The organism is Mycolicibacterium rhodesiae, from assembly GCF_002086695.1.
Lineage (GTDB): Bacteria > Actinomycetota > Actinomycetes > Mycobacteriales > Mycobacteriaceae > Mycobacterium > Mycobacterium rhodesiae.
In genome coordinates this window covers 70,801-91,024 of the sequence record NZ_MVIH01000016.1, presented here as the reverse complement: position 1 = coordinate 91,024, position 20,224 = coordinate 70,801, and the positions used below count along the sequence as shown (strand labels likewise).

General features: G+C 67.0%; 12 protein-coding genes. 10 read left to right on the top strand and 2 right to left on the bottom strand.

Translation table 11 applies throughout. The features are described from left to right. The first annotated feature begins 2 nt into the window (after window positions 1-2). The 10 genes from aftB (at window position 3) to BST42_RS24120 (ending at window position 18,534) form a co-directional block, all read left to right on the top strand. A complete protein-coding gene (gene aftB, locus BST42_RS24165; RefSeq protein WP_083121877.1) occupies window positions 3-1,958 on the top strand; it encodes a terminal beta-(1->2)-arabinofuranosyltransferase in 1,956 nt (651 codons plus the stop codon). 303 nt (window positions 1,959-2,261) lie between these two features. After that, window positions 2,262-3,251 carry an esterase family protein gene (locus tag BST42_RS24160; RefSeq protein ID WP_083121851.1) on the top strand — a complete coding sequence of 330 codons (990 nt, stop codon included), beginning with the start codon at window positions 2,262-2,264 and terminating at the stop codon, window positions 3,249-3,251. Window positions 3,252-3,367: 116 nt separating this feature from the next. Continuing rightward, on the top strand, window positions 3,368-4,393 hold the full coding sequence (locus tag BST42_RS24155) for an esterase family protein (protein ID WP_083121850.1): 1,026 nt from the start codon (window positions 3,368-3,370) through the stop codon (window positions 4,391-4,393). A gap of 140 nt (window positions 4,394-4,533) precedes the next feature. Next, on the top strand, window positions 4,534-5,424 hold the full coding sequence (locus BST42_RS24150; RefSeq protein ID WP_083121849.1) for an alpha/beta hydrolase-fold protein: 891 nt from the start codon (window positions 4,534-4,536) through the stop codon (window positions 5,422-5,424). Between the two features lie 94 nt (window positions 5,425-5,518). Beyond that, window positions 5,519-6,028 (top strand): DUF732 domain-containing protein, encoded by a 510-nt coding sequence (locus BST42_RS24145; RefSeq protein ID WP_237159579.1) that lies wholly within the window; start codon window positions 5,519-5,521, stop codon window positions 6,026-6,028. Window positions 6,029-6,049: 21 nt separating this feature from the next. Beyond that, entirely contained in the window at window positions 6,050-7,063 is a 1,014-nt protein-coding gene (gene culp6, locus BST42_RS24140) for a carboxylesterase Culp6 (protein ID WP_083121848.1), read from the top strand. Window positions 7,064-7,342: 279 nt separating this feature from the next. Beyond that, on the top strand, window positions 7,343-9,235 hold the full coding sequence (gene fadD32 / locus BST42_RS24135) for a long-chain-fatty-acid--AMP ligase FadD32 (protein ID WP_083121847.1): 1,893 nt from the start codon (window positions 7,343-7,345) through the stop codon (window positions 9,233-9,235). Window positions 9,236-9,297: 62 nt separating this feature from the next. After that, entirely contained in the window at window positions 9,298-14,625 is a 5,328-nt protein-coding gene (gene pks13, locus BST42_RS24130; protein WP_083121846.1) for a polyketide synthase Pks13, read from the top strand. Next, a complete protein-coding gene (locus tag BST42_RS24125; RefSeq protein WP_083121845.1) occupies window positions 14,622-16,172 on the top strand; it encodes an acyl-CoA carboxylase subunit beta in 1,551 nt (516 codons plus the stop codon). The genes pks13 and BST42_RS24125 overlap by 4 nt, the downstream gene beginning before the upstream one ends. Window positions 16,173-16,296: 124 nt before the next feature. After that, on the top strand, window positions 16,297-18,534 hold the full coding sequence (locus tag BST42_RS24120; RefSeq protein WP_083121844.1) for a molybdopterin-dependent oxidoreductase: 2,238 nt from the start codon (window positions 16,297-16,299) through the stop codon (window positions 18,532-18,534). Here BST42_RS24120 and BST42_RS24115 read toward each other — a convergent pair. Together BST42_RS24115 and BST42_RS24110 are read right to left on the bottom strand one after the other, a co-directional pair. Beyond that, the gene (locus BST42_RS24115; protein WP_083121843.1) at window positions 18,497-19,783 is read right to left on the bottom strand and encodes a glycoside hydrolase family 27 protein; all 1,287 of its coding nucleotides are present in this window, start codon (window positions 19,781-19,783) and stop codon (window positions 18,497-18,499) included. The two genes, BST42_RS24120 and BST42_RS24115, sit on opposite strands and share 38 nt — an antisense overlap. Further along, the gene (locus BST42_RS24110) at window positions 19,750-20,064 is read right to left on the bottom strand and encodes an SDR family NAD(P)-dependent oxidoreductase (RefSeq protein WP_083121842.1); all 315 of its coding nucleotides are present in this window, start codon (window positions 20,062-20,064) and stop codon (window positions 19,750-19,752) included. The genes BST42_RS24115 and BST42_RS24110 overlap by 34 nt, the downstream gene beginning before the upstream one ends. Between the last annotated feature and the right edge of the window lie 160 nt (window positions 20,065-20,224).

The following is a 20,224-nucleotide window of genomic DNA, read 5'->3' as shown; positions in this document are numbered from 1 at the left end:
ACCTGACGCCCGAACCGGTTTCGGCCGCGCCGACGGAGCGCCGCCTGGCCCGGGTGAGCCTCTGGGTGGGTGTCGTGGTGACGGCGGCGCTGTGGACGTGGGGTGCCTGGCAGCGCCGCTGGATCGCCGACGACGGCCTGATTGTGCTGCGCACGGTGCGCAACCTGCTGGCAGGCAATGGGCCGGTGTTCAACGCCGGCGAGCGGGTGGAATCCAACACCTCCACGCTGTGGACCTATCTGAACTATCTCGGCGCGCTGATCGCAGGCCCGGTTCAGTTGGAATACGTGGCGCTGGCGCTTGCGCTGAGCTTGTCGGTCGCCGGGGTGGTCCTGATGATGCTGGGCACCGCAAGACTTTTCGCGCCCGGACTGGTCGGTCGCCGGGCCGTGCTGCTGCCCGCCGGGGCCTTGGTCTACATCGCGATCCCCCCCGCACGGGACTTTGCCACCTCGGGTCTGGAGAACGGACTCGTGCTGGCCTGGATCGGCTTGCTGTGGTGGATGATGGTCTGCTGGGCGCAGGCGCCTCGGTTACAGCGCGGCGGTCCCGTCTTCACCGCCGCGCTGGCATTCGTCGCAGGCCTGAGCGTGCTGGTGCGACCCGAACTCGCCCTGATCGGCGGCCTCGCGTTGGTCATGATGCTCGTCGCGGCCCGCGGCTGGATCGCCCGAGTGATCATCCTGGTCGCCGGTGGCTTGTTCCCGGTGGGCTATCAGATCTTCCGGATGGGTTACTACGCACTGCTTTTCCCACAGACCGCGCTGGCCAAGGATGCCTCGGGGGACAAGTGGGGGCAGGGCATGATCTATCTGGCCAACTTCAACCAGCCCTATGCGTTGTGGCTGGCGGCGCTGCTGGTGATCGCACTGGGCGCGGTGGTGGTCGCCGCGCGCGACACCTCGCCGCGGGCCGGCGCGCCGGATGCGTCCGGCGACCGCAGCCGGTGGGCGCGCAGAATCCAAAGTCCCACTGCCGTAGTGATTTTCATGCTTGTCAGTGGCCTGCTGCAGGCGCTGTACTGGATTCGGCAAGGCGGTGACTTCATGCACGGCCGGGTGTTGTTGACGCCGCTGTTCTGCCTGCTGACTCCCGTCGCGGTGATTCCGGTCGTGCTGCCCGACCGCATCGCCTTCTCGCGCGAACGCGCCACGGTGCTCGCGGGCGCGACGATCGCACTGTGGCTGGGGCTGGTGGGCTGGTCGCTGTGGGCGGCGAACTCGCCGGGCCTGGGGCCCGATGCCACCCGGGTCACCTATTCGGGCATCGTCGACGAGCGGCGGTTCTACTCGCAGGCCACCGGGCACGCTCACCCGCTGACCGCCGCCGACTACCTGGACTACCCGCGGATGCGCGCGGTGCTCACCGCGATCGCCAACACACCCGATGGTGCGCTGCTGCTGCCGTCGGGGAACTACGACCAGTGGGACGTGGTGCCCGCCTACCCGCCACCACCACCTCCGCCGGGTGTCTCGATGGATACCTGGCGTCGCCAAATAGCACCGCACACAGTGTTTTTCACAAACCTCGGCATGCTCGGGATGAACGTCGGGCTGAACGTGAGGGTGATCGACCAGATCGGTCTGGCCAACCCGATCGCTGCGCACACCGCGCGCCTGGAAGACGCCCGGATCGGCCACGACAAGAACCTCTTCCCGGACTGGGCGGTGGCCGAGGGCCCGTGGCTCAAGGAGCATCCATACGTGCCGCCGTATCTCGACGAGGGGTGGATCGCCGAGGCCGAGGTGGCGCTGGGGTGCCCCGAGACCGAGGCGATGCTCAATTCCATCCGGAGCCCGCTGGGTTTTCGCCGGTTCATGTCAAATGTGTTGCATGCGCTCGATTTCACCCAATATCGCATCGATCGCGTTCCGCAGTACGAGTTGGCGCGTTGCGGCCTTGCGGAGCCGCCGTTGAAGGGCACCCCGTACACGGGCCTGCCTGCCACAGGCCCCTGACCGCCCCGGCTGACCGTCCCGTCAGTTTGTGGCTCCGCAGTGTGGCCAAAGTGGGCCGAGTGCAAGATGTTACGTGTGACACACGCCCGACATCGGCGAGCAGCCGCGAGGCACCCGTCCGGTGCAGCGGGTTTCATGATTGCGTCGCCTGCGCGGTAGTTTAGTTTGCCAGCCGGGCTCCAGCCGGTAACGCTGCGGTCAGTTCGCGGCGATACACAGGTCGAGTGTGACAGCGCTTGGCGAAACCAATGTCAACGTCGACAGTGGTTCTGCCGTGCCGTGAACGAATGAGTTGAGCAACCGATGGTTCGTGCCGTGAGAGCCTCCCTCGCCGCCGTCCTACTGATGACCGCGCTGGCGACGGTGACGGGCGTGGTCCCGCACGCCAAAGCGTTCTCCCGAGAAGGCCTTCCGGTCGAGTACCTGGACGTGTACTCGCCGTCGATGGGCCGCAACATCCGCGTCGAGTTCCAGGGAGCTGCCGGGCCGGCGACATCGGGCGGAGCGGCCGCCGCCGGCTCGAAGGCCGTCTACCTGCTCGACGGTCTGCGTGCCCAGGACGACTACAGCGGCTGGGACATCAACACCCCCGCGTTCGAGTGGTTCTACGACTCCGGAGTCTCGGTGGTCATGCCCGTCGGTGGGCAGTCCAGCTTCTACAGCGACTGGTACTCGCCGTCGAGCTTCAACAAGCAGCCCTACACCTACAAGTGGGAGACGTTCCTCACCAGCGAGCTGCCGCAATGGCTGGCCGCCAACAAGCAGGTGTCGTCGACCGGAAATGCTGTCGTCGGCCTCTCGATGTCGGGTGGTGCCGCGCTGATCTTGTCGGCTTATCACCCGCAGCAGTTCGTCTACGCGGCCTCGCTGTCGGGCTTTCTCAATCCGTCGGCGCTGCTGATGCAGCAAGCCATCCGGGTGGCGATGCTCGACGCCGGCGGCTACAACGTCGACAACATGTGGGGCCCGCCCTGGGATCCGGCCTGGAAACGCAATGACCCGGTGGTCCAGGCCGCGGTGATCGCGCACAACGGCACCCGGCTGTGGATCTACTGCGCCCCTGGTGGGCAGACCGATCTCGATGTCGGCGCCGACGCGGGCGCGGCGCTGAGCGCCACCAGCCTGGAGTCGATGGCGATCAAGAGCAACAAAGATTTTCAGGCCGCCTACACCGCGGCCGGCGGCACCAACGCCACGTTCGATTTCCCGCCGTCGGGCAACCACTCCTGGCCCTACTGGGGAGCGCAACTCGCGGCACTGAAACCCGACCTCATCGCCACAATCAACCGGTGAGGGGACGGTCACGACAACATCTCCGAAGAGGAACGATCACGTCACTTGTGGTTGACTACCAGGGCACGGCTGCGTGGATCGCATGCGGTGCGGCCCCCGAAAAAGGATGGAAATACATGAAGTTCGTTGAGAAGTTGCGCGGCGTTTGGCTGCGCCGGCTGACAGTCGCTGCCGCGGCTGCCGCCGTGCTGCCCGGCCTGATCGGCGTCGTCGGCGGCTCCGCAACGGCGGGAGCATTCTCCAAGCCCGGCCTCCCGGTCGAGTACCTCGAAGTGCCGTCCGCAGGCATGGGACGCGACATCAAGGTCCAGTTCCAGAGCGGCGGCCCCAACTCGCCCGCGGTCTACCTGCTCGACGGTCTGCGCGCGCAGGACGACTTCAACGGCTGGGACATCAACACCCCCGCGTTCGAGTGGTACTACAACTCCGGCCTGTCGGTCATCATGCCCGTCGGTGGCCAGTCCAGCTTCTACTCGGATTGGTACAAGCCCGCGTGCGGCAAGGCCGGTTGCCAAACCTACAAGTGGGAGACGTTCCTGACCCAGGAGCTGCCTACCTGGCTGGCCGCCAACCGTCAGGTCAAGCCGACCGGCAGCGCCGCAGTCGGTCTGTCCATGGCCGGCTCGGCCGCGCTGACGCTGGCGATCTACCACCCCGAGCAGTTCCCGTACGCGGCGTCGCTGTCGGGCTTCCTGAACCTCTCCGAGGGTTGGTGGCCGGCGCTGGTGAACATCTCGATGGGTGACGCCGGCGGCTTCAAGGCCAATGACATGTGGGGCCCGACCGAGGACCCGAACAGTGCCTGGAAGCGCAACGACCCGTTCGTCAACATGCAGAAGCTGATCGCCAACAACACTCGCATCTGGATCTACTGCGGTAACGGCAAGCCGTCGGAGCTGAGCTCGGGTGTGAGCGCGGGCAACCTGTTCAACGCGAAGTTCCTCGAGGGCTTGACGTTGCGTACCAACAAGACCTTCAGGGACACCTATCTCGCTGACGGCGGCACGAACGGCGTCTTCAACTTCCCGGCCGACGGTGTGCACGACTGGCCGTACTGGGGACAGCAGCTGCAGCAGATGAAGCCGGACATTCAGCGCGTGCTCGGGGCCTCCCCGGCACCTGCTCCGGCACCTGCCGGCTGACGGATCGCACTCGGTCAACGGCGACGGCCCACACGGGTCGTCGCCGTTGCCGTATCCGAACCACCCCGCTCAGCGGTGTGGTTCACTACCGTGCAGGTGGGGCGGGGCTGGAAAATCGACGAGTCGACATTGAGGTGACCATGAAGAGTCTGTCGGGCCTGTTTCGGGGAGTATGCGCCGCGGTTCTGGCGCTGGGCTTGTGGGGTGCCACCGCACCGACCGGCCACGCAGCCGACGTCGAATATCTGATGGTGCCGTCGCCGGCCATGGGCCGCGATATCCCGGTCGCATTCATGGGCGGCGGTCCGCACGCCGTGGTGCTGCTGGACGCGTTCAACGCCGGCGACCCGGTCAGCAACTGGGTCACCGCGGGCAACGCGTTCAACACGCTGGCCGGTAAGGGCGTCTCCGTGGTGGCTCCGGCCAGCGGTGCGTTCACCCTCTACACCAACTGGGAGGCCGACGGCACCCGGCAGTGGGAGACCTTCCTGTCTGACGAGCTGCCCAGCTGGCTGGCCGCCAACAAGGGGCTGGCCCCCGGTGGGCACGCCATCGTCGGCGCCGCCCAGGGCGGTCTCGGCGCCATGATGGAGGCGACGTTCCACCCGGACCGCTACCGCTACGCCGGTTCGCTGTCGGGTTTCCTGACCCCGTCGAATACGTTCATGAACGGCGCGATCACCGCCGGTATGAACGAGTTCGGCGGCGTGAACACCCAGGCCATGTGGGGTGCCGCGCAGCTGGGCCGGTGGAAGTGGCATGACCCCGAGGTGCACGTGCAGCTGCTGGTCGACAACAACACCCGGCTGTGGGTGTTCAGCCCGCAGACGACGACCTGCAGCGACGTTCCGGCGATGATCGGCTACTGCGATCTGGCCCAGGGCAGCAACCGGACCTTTTATGCGCATTACCGGGCCGTGGGTGGCCGCAACGGCCACTTCGACTTCCCGGCCGGCGGCAATCACGACTGGGGCAACTGGGCGGGGCAGCTGGCCGCGATGTCGGGAGATGTTGTCGCGGCTATCAAATAGCTCGCGCCTGACACCCCAGGTCAGCGCGAACTGTTAACGTTCCGCAATCTTGCGGTGCTCTGGGGCGGGCATGCCCAGCCGGTACCGTGGAGACGTGCAGCGCTCGGTCCATCGTGTGAACGGCAGCGGCGTCAACGCCACCGCTGCCGGCACCGTCCGGCACGCACTGCTGATGGCCGGCCTGCTCGGCTCGTCGACTCTGCTGATGGTGGCCTGCAGCTCCGGCGAGGACCTGGTGACCACGGCCGCGCCACCCCCCACGCAGACGCACGGCGCCGTTCACGGTCAGGGTGCGCCGCTGCCGGCAGATGCCGACCTGCAGTCCGCCAAGTTCAATGTCACGCCGACCCAGCGGGGGTTCCTCGACGCACTCGCTGCCGCCGGCGTGCATCCATCAAGTGAGCTGGAAGCATTGAGCATCGGTTCCCATGTCTGTCAGGCCCATGCGGCCGGTCAAAGTGACCAGGCGGTGTGGGACTACATTGCTCCGATGGTGCGCAGTGACGTCGTCGACGCGGGATCGCCGCCGCACACTGCCCCCGATCCGCAGGTGACCGCGGCCACGGCCGACTACATCCGGATCGCTACCCAGCGGCTCTGCTAGCAGGAAGATCACCTCCCCTCAATGGCTCGAAACTCCCGAACCAACCGCCGACGTCACCGCATTCTCGGACTGATCGCCGCGGGCGCCATGGCCGCCGCGGTGGCACTGATCGTCGCGATCATCGTCATCGTCGCCCGCAGGCCCGAAGCGCCGCCGACGGCGGTGCCCCCGACCGCGCTGCCGCCAACCAGTTCCCCCGGCCAGCACAAGCCGCGGCCGGAATTCCAGGACGCCAGTTGCCCGGACGTTCAGATGATCGCGATCCCCGGCACCTGGGAGTCGTCGCCGACCGACGACCCGCTGAACCCGACGCAGTTCCCGCGGTCGCTGATCCTCAACGTCACCGCACCGATCGCCGGCCAGTTCGGCCGGGACCGCGTCGAGGTGTACACCGTTCCCTACACCGCGCAGTTCCACAATCCGCTGTCGCAGGACAACCAGATGTCCTACAACGACAGTCGCGCCGAAGGCACCCGCAACGCGGTCAAGGCCATGACCGACATGAACAACCGCTGCCCCCTGACCAGTTATGTGATCGCCGGTTTCTCGCAGGGCGCGGTCATCGGTGGTGACATCGCCAGCGATATCGGCAACGGGCGCGGCCCGGTCGACGAGGACCTGGTGCTTGGTGTGACGTTGATCGCCGACGGCCGTCGCCAGGCAGGCGTCGGGCAGGACATCGGCCCCAATCCGCCGGGTGAAGGCGCCGAGATCACGCTGCAGGAGGTCCCGGTGTTGTCCGCGATGGGCCTGACCATGACGGGGGCCCGCCCGGGTGGCTTCGGCGCGCTGAACAACCGGACCAACGAGATCTGCGCTTCCGGGGACCTGATCTGCGCTGCGCCCCAGCAAGCGTTCAACATCACGAATCTGCCGACCACGCTCGATGTATTGGCCGGCGGCGCCGGACAACCCGTGCACGCGCTCTACAACACGCCGCAGTTCTGGAACCTCGACGGGCAAACGTCCACGCAGTGGACACTGAATTGGGCGCGCGATCTGATCGAGAACGCGCCTCATCCAAAACATGGATGACGTGGGAGCTTCGTCGGCCGATGGATTTGGCCGCCGCCGCGACTACGCCTAACATTAAGAAGAAAATAAGAGCTGCATGCGTCAGCTGTCGGTCCGGGCGTCCACGCGTCCGAGCCGACAGGGCGCCGGCCCACAGGGCCACCGAGGTCCCCGATGGACCTGGGATGGATCGGTACGATCTGTGAGGTTTGGGGCCCTAAGACGCAGGGCGAACGGTGGCGCGACGTCGTGCGCGGCCGCCGCAGGGCCCGCACAGGTGTGTTCTGACAGGAGACTGGTATGCCGTTCCACAACCCGTTCATCAAGAACGGACTGATCACCTTCCCCGAGGGCGCCAGTGTGATCAAGCACGTGGAGCGTTGGGCCAAGGTGCGCGGTGACAAGATCGCCTACCGTTTCCTCGATTTCTCCGTCGAACGTGACGGCGTCGTCCGCGAACTGACCTGGGCCGACTTCGGTGCCCGAAATCGCGCTGTCGCCGCCCGCCTACAGCAGGTCACCCAGCCCGGCGACCGCGTCGCCATCCTGTGCCCGCAGAACCTCGACTACCTGGTCGCGTTCTTCGGCACGATGTACTCCGGGCGCATCGCGGTCCCGCTGTTCGACCCGGCCGAGCCCGGCCACGTCGGCCGGTTGCACGCCGTGCTGGACGATTGCGGCGCGTCGGCGATCCTGACCACCACCGACTCCGCCGAAGGTGTGCGCAAGTTCTTCCGCAGCCGCCCGGCCAAAGAGCGCCCCCGCGTTATCGCCGTGGACGCGGTCCCCAACGAAGTCGGTGCGACGTGGGAGCCGTTCAATGCGGTCGACGAGAACACCATCGCCTACCTGCAGTACACCTCGGGTTCCACCCGGATCCCCAGCGGTGTGCAGATCACTCACCTGAACATGGCCACCAACGTCGTGCAGGTGATCGAGGCCCTCGAGGGTGAGGAGGGCGACCGGGGTGTGTCCTGGCTGCCGTTCTTCCACGATATGGGTCTGGTGACTGCGCTGCTGCCGGCGATGATCGGCCACTACTTCACGTTCATGACGCCTGCGGCCTTCGTCCGCCGTCCCGGCCGCTGGATCCGCGAACTCGCCTACCGCGAAGGCGACACCGGTGGCGCCATCTCCGTGGCCCCGAACTTCGCGTTCGACCATGCCGCCGCGCGTGGCGTTCCGAAGGACGACGAAGAGCCGCTGGATCTGTCCCACGTCAAGGCGATCCTCAACGGCAGCGAGCCGATCTCGGCCGCCACCGTCCAGCGCTTCAACGACGCCTTCCGTCCGTTCGGCTTCCAGCCCAAGGCCATCAAGCCGTCCTACGGCCTGGCCGAGGCAACCCTGTTCGTGTCGACCACCCCGGCGGCCGAAGAACCCAAGATCGTCTCGGTCGACCGTGACGAACTGAACGCGGGCCGGTTCGTCGTGGTGCCCGACGATTCACCCAAGGCAGTGGCCCAGGCCTCGGCAGGCAAGATCGGCGTCGCCGAGTGGGCGGTCATCGTCGACAACGACGCCGCCACCGAGCTCGCCGACGGACAGATCGGTGAGATCTGGATCAGCGGCCAGAACATGGGCACCGGCTACTGGAACAAGCCGGACGAGACCATCGCGACGTTCCAGAACATCCTCAAGTCGCGGACCAGCCCGTCGCACGCCGAGGGTGCCGCCGACGAGGCGACCTGGGTGCGTACCGGCGACCTCGGGGCGTTCTACGACGGCGACCTGTACATCACCGGCCGCGTCAAGGACCTGGTGATCATCGACGGCCGCAACCACTACCCGCAGGACCTGGAGTACTCCGCGCAGGAGGCCACGAAGGCGGTGCGGACCGGTTTCGTCGCCGCGTTCTCGGTGCCGGCCAACCAGCTGCCGGACGAGGTATTCGACAACGCCCACGCCGGGCTCAAGCGCAACGCCGACGACAGCTCCGAGCAACTGGTGATCGTCGCGGAGCGCGCGCCGGGTTCACACAAGATGGAGATGGGCCCGATCTCCGACGACATCCGCGCCGCCATCGCGGTACGCCACGGCGTGACGGTCCGCGACGTCCTGCTGACTCCGGCGGGTGCGATCCCGCGTACCTCCAGCGGCAAGATCGGCCGGCGAGCCTGCCGGTCGGCGTACCTCGACGGCACCCTGCGCAGCGGGAAGGTGGCCAATGCCTTCCCTGACGAATCGGAATGACGACCGAACGAAAGACTCAACCGATGAAGGGGAGTTCGCCCCTTCGCACGAGGTGAGGCTCTATGTCTGAATCAGAAACGCCCGAAACGCCCGACGAGATCACGTTGGCTCCCGAGAAGGAGCTGACTCCGGCCCGCACCGACATGACGGTGCCGGAGATGCGCGAATGGCTGCGCAACTGGGTGGCCAACGCAACGGGGCAGGCGCCTGACGCGGTCGACGAGTCTACCCCGATGGTGGAATTGGGACTGTCCTCGCGGGACGCGGTCGCGATGGCCAGCGATATCGAGGATCTGACCGGTGTGACGCTGACCGCGACGGTGGCCTTCCGCCACCCGACCATCGAGTCGCTCGCCACGGTGATCATCGAGGGTGAGCCCGAGGTCGAATTCGACGACGCCGGCGAGGATTGGTCGCGCGCCGCCGATGTCGAGGACATCGCGATCGTCGGCGTCGCCACCCGCTTCCCCGGCGACATGAACACTCCTGGCGAGATGTGGCAGGCGCTGCTCGAGGGCCGCGATGCGATCACCGACCTGCCCGACGGACGCTGGTCGGAGTTCCTGGCCGAACCGCGCATCGCCGAGCGGGTCGCCAAGGCCGCCACCCGCGGCGGATACCTCAGCGACATCAAGGGATTCGACGCCGAGTTCTTCGCGCTGTCGAAGATGGAAGCCGACAACATCGATCCGCAGCAGCGGATGGCGCTCGAGCTGACCTGGGAGGCGTTGGAGAACGCCCGCATCCCCGCATCGAGCCTGCGCGGGACCAACGTGGCCGTCTACATCGGTGCGTCCAACAACGACTACCAGTTCCTCGCGGTGGCCGACCCGACGACCGCGCACCCGTACGCGATCACCGGCACCACGAGTTCGATCATCGCCAATCGGGTGTCTTATTTCTACGACTTCCGCGGCCCCTCAATGGCTTTGGACACCGCCTGCTCGAGCTCGCTGGTCGCCGCCCACCAGGGTGTCCAGGCGCTGCGGACCGGTGAAGCCGACGTGGCCGTGGTCGGCGGCGTCAACGCCATGATCACCCCGCTGGTCACGATCGGATTCGACGAGGTCGGCGGCGTGCTTGCGCCCGACGGCCGAATCAAGTCGTTCTCCTCGGACGCCAACGGCTACTCGCGCTCTGAGGGTGGCGGCATGCTGTTGCTCAAGCGCCTCAGCGACGCCCGCCGAGACGGGGACGAGATCCTCGCCGTCATCGCAGGCAGCGCGATCAACCACGACGGCCGGTCCAACGGCATGCTCGCACCCAACCCGGACGCGCAGGCCGACGTGCTGCGCAAGGCCTACAAGGACGCCGGGATCAACCCGCGCAGCGTCGACTACATCGAGGCGCACGGCACCGGAACCATCCTCGGTGATCCGATGGAGGCCGACGCGCTCGGTCGTGTCGTCGGCCGGGGCCGCCCCGCCGATCAGCCCGCCCTGCTGGGCGCGGTGAAGTCCAACCTCGGTCACCTGGAGTCGGCGGCCGGTGCGGCAAGCCTGGCCAAGGTGGCATTGTCGTTGCGCCACAACAAGGTTCCGCCGTCGATCAACTACGCCGGGCCCAACCCGTACATCGATTTCGACGCCGTCCGGCTGCGGGTGGTCGACAAGGTCACCGACTGGCCGCGCTACAGCGGTCATGCGATCGCCGGTGTCTCCGGATTCGGCTTCGGCGGTGCCAACGCCCACCTGGTGGTGCGCGAGGTGTTGCCGTCGGATCTCGTTGACCCGCAAGTGGAATCCGCACCGGCCGAACAGAAGGCCACCTCCGAAGCCGACGCCGTCTACGTCGGCGGGGTCCGGATGGACGAGTACGGCGAGTTCGTCGACGAAGAGGAGATTGCCGAGGAGTACGCCTCGGCCGTCGCATACGACGACGAGCCGGAGCTGCCCGGTCTGACCGATGAGGCCTTGGAACTGATCGAGGCCGCACGCGCCGAATGGGAAGCCTCTGATAAGCCGGTTCCTGTTGTGCCGCTGGCTATTTCGGGCTTCCTGACCTCGCGCAAGCGTGCGGCGGCCGCCGAACTGGCCGACTGGATCGACAGCCCGGCAGGCCGCGCGGCATCGCTGGAGTCGATCGGCCGTTCGCTGTCGCGGCGCAATCACGGCCGTTCGCGGGCTGTGGTGATGGCGCACGATCACGATGAGGCCATCAAGGGTCTGCGTGCCATCGCCGACGGCAAGCAGAGTCCGCTGGTGTACAGCGCCGACGGCCCGGTGACCAACGGTCCGGTGTGGGTACTGGCCGGATTCGGTGCCCAGCACCGCAAGATGGGCAAGGAACTGTATCTGCGCGATCCGGTGTTCGCCGAGTGGATCAACAAGGTCGACGCACACATTCAGGACGAGCGCGGTTACTCGGTCGTCGAGCTGATCCTCGACGACGCGATCGACTACACCAATGAGACCTGCGAATACCCCATCGAAGTGGTCCAGACGGTGATCTTCGCCATCCAGATCGCACTCGGTGAACTGCTCAAGCACCACGGCGCCAAACCCGGTGCGGTAGTGGGCCAGTCGCTCGGTGAGGCGGCCGCCGCCTACTTCGCCGGTGGTCTGTCGCTGGCCGACGCCACCCGCACCATCTGCTCGCGCGCGCACCTCATGGGTGAGGGCGAGGCGATGCTGTTCGGTGAGTACATCCGGCTGATGGCACTGGTCGAATACTCGGCCGACGAGATCAAGACCGTGTTCTCCGATTACCCGGGACTGGAGGTATGCGTCTACGCCGCCCCCACCCAGACGGTCATCGGCGGCCCGCCGGACCAGATCGACGCGATCGTCGCCCGCGCGGAATCCGAAGGCAAGTTCGCCCGCAAGCTCCAGACCAAGGGCGCCAGCCACACTCAGCAGATGGACCCGCTGCTCGGTGAGTTGTCCGCCGAGATCCAGGGCATCGAGGCGCACCCGCTGCACACCGGCTATTTCTCAACGGTGCACGAGGGCAGCTACATCCGCCCGGGCGGCGAGCCGATCCACGATGTGGAGTACTGGAAGAAGGGACTGCGGCACAGCGTCTACTTCACCCACGGCATCCGCAACGCCGTGGACAACGGCCACACCACGTTCCTGGAGCTGGCACCGAACCCGGTGGCGCTCATGCAGGTTGGCCTGACCACCGCGGCCGCCGGACTGCACGACGGACAGTTGATCGCGACACTGGCCCGCAAGCAGGACGAGGTCGAGTCGATGCTGGCCGCGATGGCGCAGCTCTACGTCTACGGCCACGATCTGGACTTCCGCACCCTCTTCGAGGCCGGCGAGTACGCCGAGATCCCGCCGACCCGGTTCAAGCGCAAGCCGCACTGGCTCGACGCGCAGTTCACCGGAGACAGCTCGGTGATGATGCCGGGCAACCACGTGGCCACTCCCGACGGCCGCCACGTCTGGGAGTACTCGCCGAAGGGGCAGGCCGACCTGGCTGCTCTGGTGAAATCTGCTGCAGCGCAGGTTCTTCCGGACGCCAAATTGACCGCATCCGAGCAGCGCGCGGTGCCTGGCGACGGAGCCCGGCTGGTCACCACGCTGACCCGCCATCCCGGTGGCGCCTCGGTGCAGGTGCACGCGCGCATCGATGAATCCTTCACGCTGATCTACGACGCCGTCGTCACGCGCGGCGGTGCGGTCTCGGCGTTGCCGTCCGCGGTCGCGACCGGTGTCGCGGTGAGCACTCCGGCCGTCGAGGCCCCCGCCGACGAGCCGGACGACGACGCAGAAATCCTGTCCGACAACCTGACCGCGGGCGCCGGCCTGGCCGCCGGCTTCGCGAAGTGGTCGCCGGATTCGGGTGAGACGGTGCACGACCGGCTCGCGGCGATCGTCGGCGGCGCCATGGGCTACGAGCCCGAGGACCTGCCGTGGGAGGTCCCGCTGATCGAGCTGGGGCTGGATTCGCTGATGGCGGTGCGGATCAAGAACCGCGTCGAGTACGACTTCGACCTGCCGCCGATCCAGTTGACCGCGGTACGGGACGCCAACCTCTACGCCGTCGAGAAGCTCGTCGAATACGCGGTCGAGCATCGCGACGAGGTCGAAGATCTGGCCGAGGCGCAGAAGGGCAAGACCGCCGAGGAGATCGCCGCCCAGCAGGCCGAGATGATGGGCGGCGCCAGCACGGTCGCCGAACTCGAGGCCAAGCTCGCCGAGGCGGGTCACCCGATCGCCACCGAAGCCGAGCCTCAGGCCGAACCCGACCTCCCCCCGCCGCCGACTGACCCGGCTGGGCCGGGGAAGGCCAAGTCCACCGCCGCAGCCGCGGCCGCGAAGGTGCTCACCCAGGAGGCTGTCACCCAGGCGCTCGGCGCCGATGTCCCGCCGCGGGACGCCGCCGAGCGCGTGACATTCGCGACGTGGGCGATCGTCACCGGCAAGTCGCCCGGTGGCATCTTCAATGAGTTGCCCGCAGTCAACGACGAGACCGCCACCAAGCTGGCCGACCGGCTCTCCGAGCGCGCCGAAGGCACCATCAGTGTCGACGACGTGAAGTCCGCCAAGACGATTGAGGCACTGGCCACCATCGTTCGGGCCCAGCTCGAAGAAGGCGTGGTCGACGGGTTCGTGCGCACCCTGCGTGCGCCGAAAGAGGGCAGCAGGCATGTCCCGGTGTTCGTCTTCCACCCGGCCGGCGGGTCGACCGTGGTCTACGAACCGCTGCTCAAGCGGCTTCCCGCGGACACTCCGGTCTACGGTCTGGAACGCGTCGAGGGCTCGATCGAGGAGCGCGCGGCCGAGTACGTGCCCAAGCTGATGGAGATCGGCGGCAAGGGCCCCTACATCCTCACCGGCTGGTCGCTGGGCGGGGCGCTGGCCTACGCCTGCGCGGTCGGCCTCAAGCGCAACGGTTGCGACGTCCGCTTCGTCGGATTGATCGACACGGTGCGCGCCGGCGAGGAGGTGCCGCAGACCAAGGAGGAGATCCGGGCCCGCTGGGACCGCTACGCGGTGTTCGCCTCGCGGACCTTCAACGTCGAGATTCCCGAAATCCCTTACGAGGAGCTCGAACAACTCGACGACGAAGGTCAGGTCCGGTTCGTCCTGGACGCCGTCAAAGAGGCCGGGGTGGATATCCCGGGCGGCATCATCGAGCACCAGCGGACGTCCTACCTGGACAACCGGGCCCTGGACACCGCCACGATCGAGCCCTACGACGGACACGTCACGCTCTACATGGCGGACCGCTATCACGACGACGCGATCATGTTCGAACCGCGCTACGCCGTCCGCCAACCTGACGGCGGCTGGAGCGAATTCGTCGACGACTTGGAGATCGTGCCCATCGGGGGCGAGCACATCCAAGCCATCGACGAGCCGTACATCGCCAAGGTCGGGGCCCATATGAGCGAAGCGATCAACCGTATCGACGCCGAGGAGAACGAGGCCAAGTGACCGCCGTAACAACTGCCGAAAAACTCGCCGAACTCCGCGAAAAGCTGGAGCTCGCCAAGGAACCGGGCGGTGAGGCGGTCGCCGCGAAGCGCGACAAACGCGGCATCCCCAGTCCGCGGGCGCGAATCCACGCGCTGCTGGATCCGGGTAGCTTCCTCGAGATCGGCGCGCTGGCCCGCACGCCTGGCGACCCGAACGCGTTGTACGGCGACGGCGTGGTCACCGGGCACGGCACCATCAACGGCCGTCCGGTGGGTGTGTTCAGCCACGACTACACCGTGTTCGGTGGCTCGGTGGGAGAGATGTTCGGCCGCAAGGTGTCCCGCCTGATGGAGTGGGTGGCGATGGTCGGCTGCCCGATCATCGGTATCAACGACTCCGGTGGCGCCCGCATCCAGGACCTGGCCACGTCGTTGGCCTGGTACGCCGAGCTCGGCCGTCGCCATGAGCTGCTGTCCGGTCTGGTGCCGCAGATCTCGATCATCCTGGGCAAGTGCGCCGGTGGTGCGGTGTATTCGCCGATCCAGACCGACCTCATCGTGGCCGTGCGCGACCAGGGGTACATGTTCGTCACCGGCCCTGACGTCATCAAGGACGTCACCGGTGAGGATGTCACCCTCGACGAGCTCGGCGGCGCCGACGCTCAGGCCAAGTACGGCAACATCCATCAGGTCGTCGACTCGGAGAAGGACGCCTTCACCTACGTCCGCGATTACTTGCAGTTCTTGCCGGCCAACACCTTTGACGATGCCCCCGTGATCAATCCGGGTCTGGAGCCGGAGATCACCCCGCACGATCTGGAACTCGACAGCCTGGTGCCGGACGCGGACAACACCGCCTACGACATGCACGAGATCCTGCTGCGGATCTTCGACGACGGTGACTTCCTCGAGGTCGCCTCGCAAGCCGGCCAGGCGATCATCACCGGGTTCGCCCGCGTCGACGGCCGCCCGGTCGGGGTGATCGCCAACCAGCCGATGCACATGTCGGGCGCCATCGACAACGAGGCGTCCGACAAGGCCGCCCGGTTCGTGCGGTTCTGCGACGCGTTCAACACGCCCCTGGTCTTCGTCGTCGACACCCCCGGCTTCCTGCCCGGTGTCGAGCAGGAGAAGAACGGCATCATCAAGCGCGGCGGCCGGTTCCTCTACTCCGTCGTCGAGGCCGACGTGCCGAAGGTGACCATCACCATCCGCAAGTCCTATGGCGGCGCGTATGCGGTGATGGGGTCCAAGCAGCTCACGGCTGACTTCAACTTCCTGTGGCCGACGGCGCGCATCGCGGTGATCGGCGCCGAGGGCGCGGCCCAGCTGATCGTGAAGCGCTTCCCCGACCCGACGGCTCCGGAAGTGCAGGAGATCAGGCGCCAATTCATCGAGGGGTACAACCGCGACATGGCAACGCCGTACGTGGCTGCCGAGCGCGGCTATGTCGACGCGGTGATCGAGCCGCATCAGACTCGCCTGCAGCTGCGCGGCGCCATGCGGATTCTGCGGGACAAGCAGATCCTGCGCGTGCAGCGCAAGCATGGTCTGATCCCGATCTAACCCGCCGTCGGGGTTATCCCCAGGGTTTACTCACACCTGTGTAATTCGCGTCCGGCGGCACCGGCCGATGGCAAAGTTGACGAAACGTCGGTGATCGGGAGCGTGCCCGCCTTACCGTGGGTCGGTGACCACCCCGAAGATCGAGCTGGCCGCCATCGGCCACGACGGCCGCCACCTTTACACCTGCCCGCTGTGTGAGGCCATGTGCGGCTTGGAGATTCAGGTTTCCGATGGCCGCGTCGACAGCATCCGCGGCAACCAGGACGACGTCTGGAGCCGGGGACACCTGTGCCCGAAAGGCGCGTCGCTGGGCGCCATCCATGAAGACCCGGACCGGATCCGTAAGCCGATGGTCAAGGTCGACGGACAGTGGCAGGAGGTCAGCTGGGACGCCGCCTTCCGGCGCTGCACCGAACTGCTGGCCCCGGTGATCGCCGAGCACGGCATCGGCGCGGTCACCTGCTATACCGGCAACCCGCTGGCGCACTCGTTCTCGCTGGGCCGCTACACCGGCGTCCTGCTGGGCATGTCGGGAATCCCGGTCAGCTACTCACCGGGCACCGTCGACCAGTGGCCCAAGAACCTCTCCTCGCATCTGATGTACGGCAACTGGTGGGGATTCCCGGTTCCCGACATCGAACGCACCGACCTGCTGGTCGTGATGGGCGCGAATCCGGCCGCCTCGCAAGGCTCGTTGCTCGCCGCCCCCGATGTGATGGGGATCCTCGGCCGCATCGACAACGTGATCGTGATCGACCCCGTCCGCACCGCGACCGCGGCGAAGGCCGACGAATGGTTGCCGATCACTCCGGGCACCGACGCCGCGCTGCTGTTGGCCGTCGTGCACACGTTGTTCGACGAAGACCTGGTCCGTCTGGGCCGACTCGCCGACCACATCGACGGCGTTGAGACCCTGCGGGCGTCCGCAGCCGACTGGTCACCGGAGCGGGTAGCCCCGGTCACCGGTATCGACGCTGATCGCATCAAGCACCTCGCCCGCCAACTGGCGGGCACTGAACGAGCCGTGGTGTACGGGCGAATCGGGTTGTGCAATCAGGAATTCGGCAGTCTGGCCAGCTGGCTGGTCGACGTCGTCAACATCCTGACGGGCCACTTCGACACCCCGGGCGGCGCGATGTTCCCCCGGCCCGCGGTCTGGACGGTCACCGCCCAGCCGCAACCCGGTCTCGAGGGCGGGCTGCCCGAGTTCGGCCGCTGGCAGACCCGGGTACGCGGCGCCAAGGAGGTCCTCGGTCAGGTGCCGGTGTCATGTCTGGCCGAGGAAATCGAAACACCGGGGGAGGGGCAGATCCGCGCGCTCATCACGGTGGCGGGCAATCCGGTGCTGTCGACCCCGCAGGGTCATCGGCTCGACGAGCTGCTGCCCGGCCTTGACGCGATGATCGCGGTCGACTTGTGGCTCAACGAAACCACCCGCCACGCCGACGTCATCCTGCCCGGCCTGTCCCCGCTGGAGCAGCCGCATCACGACGATTTGATTCTGGCGTTCGCGATCAACAGCATCGCCAACTATTCGGCACCGGTGTTCGCCCCCGAGGATCCCGACCGCCCGCAGGAGTGGGAGATCCTGGTGCGGCTCACGGGTTTGTGCGCGGGAGTGCCCGCCGAGGACGTCGACGTCGCAGCGATCGACGACGGTTTCTTCGACTACCTGTGTTTCACCCAGGGACTCGACGGTGCGCAGGTCCGTAGCCACTACACGCAGGGCGGCCCGGAACGCATTCTCGATCTGACGTTGCGTACCGGGCCGTTCGGTGACCGTTACGGCGAGAACCCGGACGGACTGACCTTGGCGAAACTCAAGGAGCAACCCAACGGCATCAACTTCGGGCCGATGGTGTCCCAGGTCCCCGAGATCCTCAGCACTACGGACAAGAAGATCCGGCTGGCCCCGCAATATCTGCTCGACGATATTCCGCGCCTGAGCCGCCGCCTGGAGCGTGAACCCGACGAATTGGTGTTGGTGAGCCGGCGCCACCTGAGGTCGAACAACTCGTGGCTGCACAATGTTTCGGCTCTGATGAAAGGCCGGGATCGCTGCACGCTGTTGATGCATCCCGATGACGCCGCCAGCCGCGGGGTGTCGGGGGGCGACCACGTGACGGTGACGTCGTCGGCCGGATGCATCGAGGTGCCGGTGGAGGTGACCGACGCCATCAAGCCAGGCGTGGTGTCGATGCCGCACGGCTGGGGCCACGGGAAGCCAGGCACCCGGATGTCGGTGGCCAACGGGTCACCCGGGGTCAACACGAACATCCTGTCGCCGCCGACATTCCTCGACGAACCGTCGGGCAACGGCGCGCTCAATGGCATCCCTGTGACGGTCGCACCCGCATCATGACCGTCGCGTGCGGTGGAATCGCCTCGGCGACAAGGTCACTCGTGGTGCTGCGACCGACGTGGGTCCACAGATCGCGAACCCGGTAGCACGGGGAGTGCGGCAAACCCACCGAAGCCGCGGTGGTGACGATCGATGCAGGCTGTGATTCCGGGTTGGTCATCGAGACCGCGACCGCCCCGCCGGCCAGCGGCTTGACCATGATCCGGTTGTCCTGTGCCAGCGGGCGCCCCTGTGTGACGAGCGGATCCTGGTCGACGGCGATGATGTCGGGATTGGTGAGAAGGTCGCGGGTCTGCGCGGACATGGTGCGAATATCGTTGCCGGCCAGCAGTGGTGCGGCCAGCATCGCCCACAGCGAGATGTGGGTCCGTTGCTCGTCGAGCGTCATGCTCGGGCCGTGCTCGCCGGCCAGGGTCTCGACCATCCCCTGGTGGTCGGCGACGAAGTCCGGCCAGGAGATACCGGCCACCAGCATGTCCGGGTCGTTGACGTACCCGGGTCGGCTGCGGGCGGCCAGCGGGACGTCGGCGTCGACCTGCTCGGTGACCCCGAGTACCGGGCCGGCCGCCCCGGTCTGGCTGTGCCACAACGGAACCAGGTCGATCGTGGTGCGTGACATGTCGGCAATTCCCGACCAGTCGTAGGCGGACCCGGCGGAGGGGTCACCCGACGTGTTCGGGTTGATGCTGTACAGGATCTGTCTTCCGCTGCGCTGCAACGCATCCCGCATTGCACTGAACGCGCTGATCTGATCCGACCGGTCCTGATCGGTGCTGCACCAATCGTATTTCAGGTAGTCCACCCCCCACCGTGCGAACGTGGTTGCGTCGGCCGATTCGTGGCCTCTGCTCGCGTTCGCCGCGCCGAGTCCGCACAGCTCATAGCTCGGGCTCGCATAGAGGCCCAGCAACATCCCGTGAGAGTGGGCATACTGCGCGACGGCCGGGATACCGCCGGGAAACCGGACGGGGTCGGCTCGCAGGTCGCCCGCACTGTCACGACTGTCGGCCGCCCACCCCGCATCGAGATTGACGTAGCGGTACCCGGCGTCGCGCATCCCGGAGGACACCATCGCGTCGATCGTCTCCTCGACGGTCCGCTCGGACAGCGATATACCGGAGTTCCACGAGTTCCAGCCCATCGGCGGGGTCAGCGCCGCGGGCGCAGACCGGGCGGGTGGCTTGCCGCAGGCCGCAACTCCCGCGGCCAGCAGAACTAGGCAGCCGAGGAGCGTCGATAGTCGGCGCATAGGGCGAGCGTAGGAGGCGCTTGCCCGAAGTGCGCGTGCGCACGGGCCATCACCTGGTCGGCCTGTCTCTGGTCGGTGGTGTCGGCGGCGATCAGCAACAGCCGAGCACTGCTGTGGCCGTGGCCGATTCGCACCAACGCGGCCGCGTTTCGGTCGACGGCCACCACGCGGTTGCCGGCCGCCAGCAGTGCCCGGGCGAGACGGTGGCCGCGCTCGGTTCCGGCGTCGAGGACCAGAACGAACGGACTGTCCTTGGTAGATGTTTTCGCTGGGAATGCCATGGCTCCACTCAACGGTCCGGACGTGAGCGACGGCTATGTCGCGCCTGGGAGTTGGGTACTACATCGCCCCGATGATTACGGCAGCCCTGGCCCGCGGCGAACTTCACGCTCAAGACGGTGGGAACCGACACCTGTTCGACCCCACCTCCGTACACTGCGG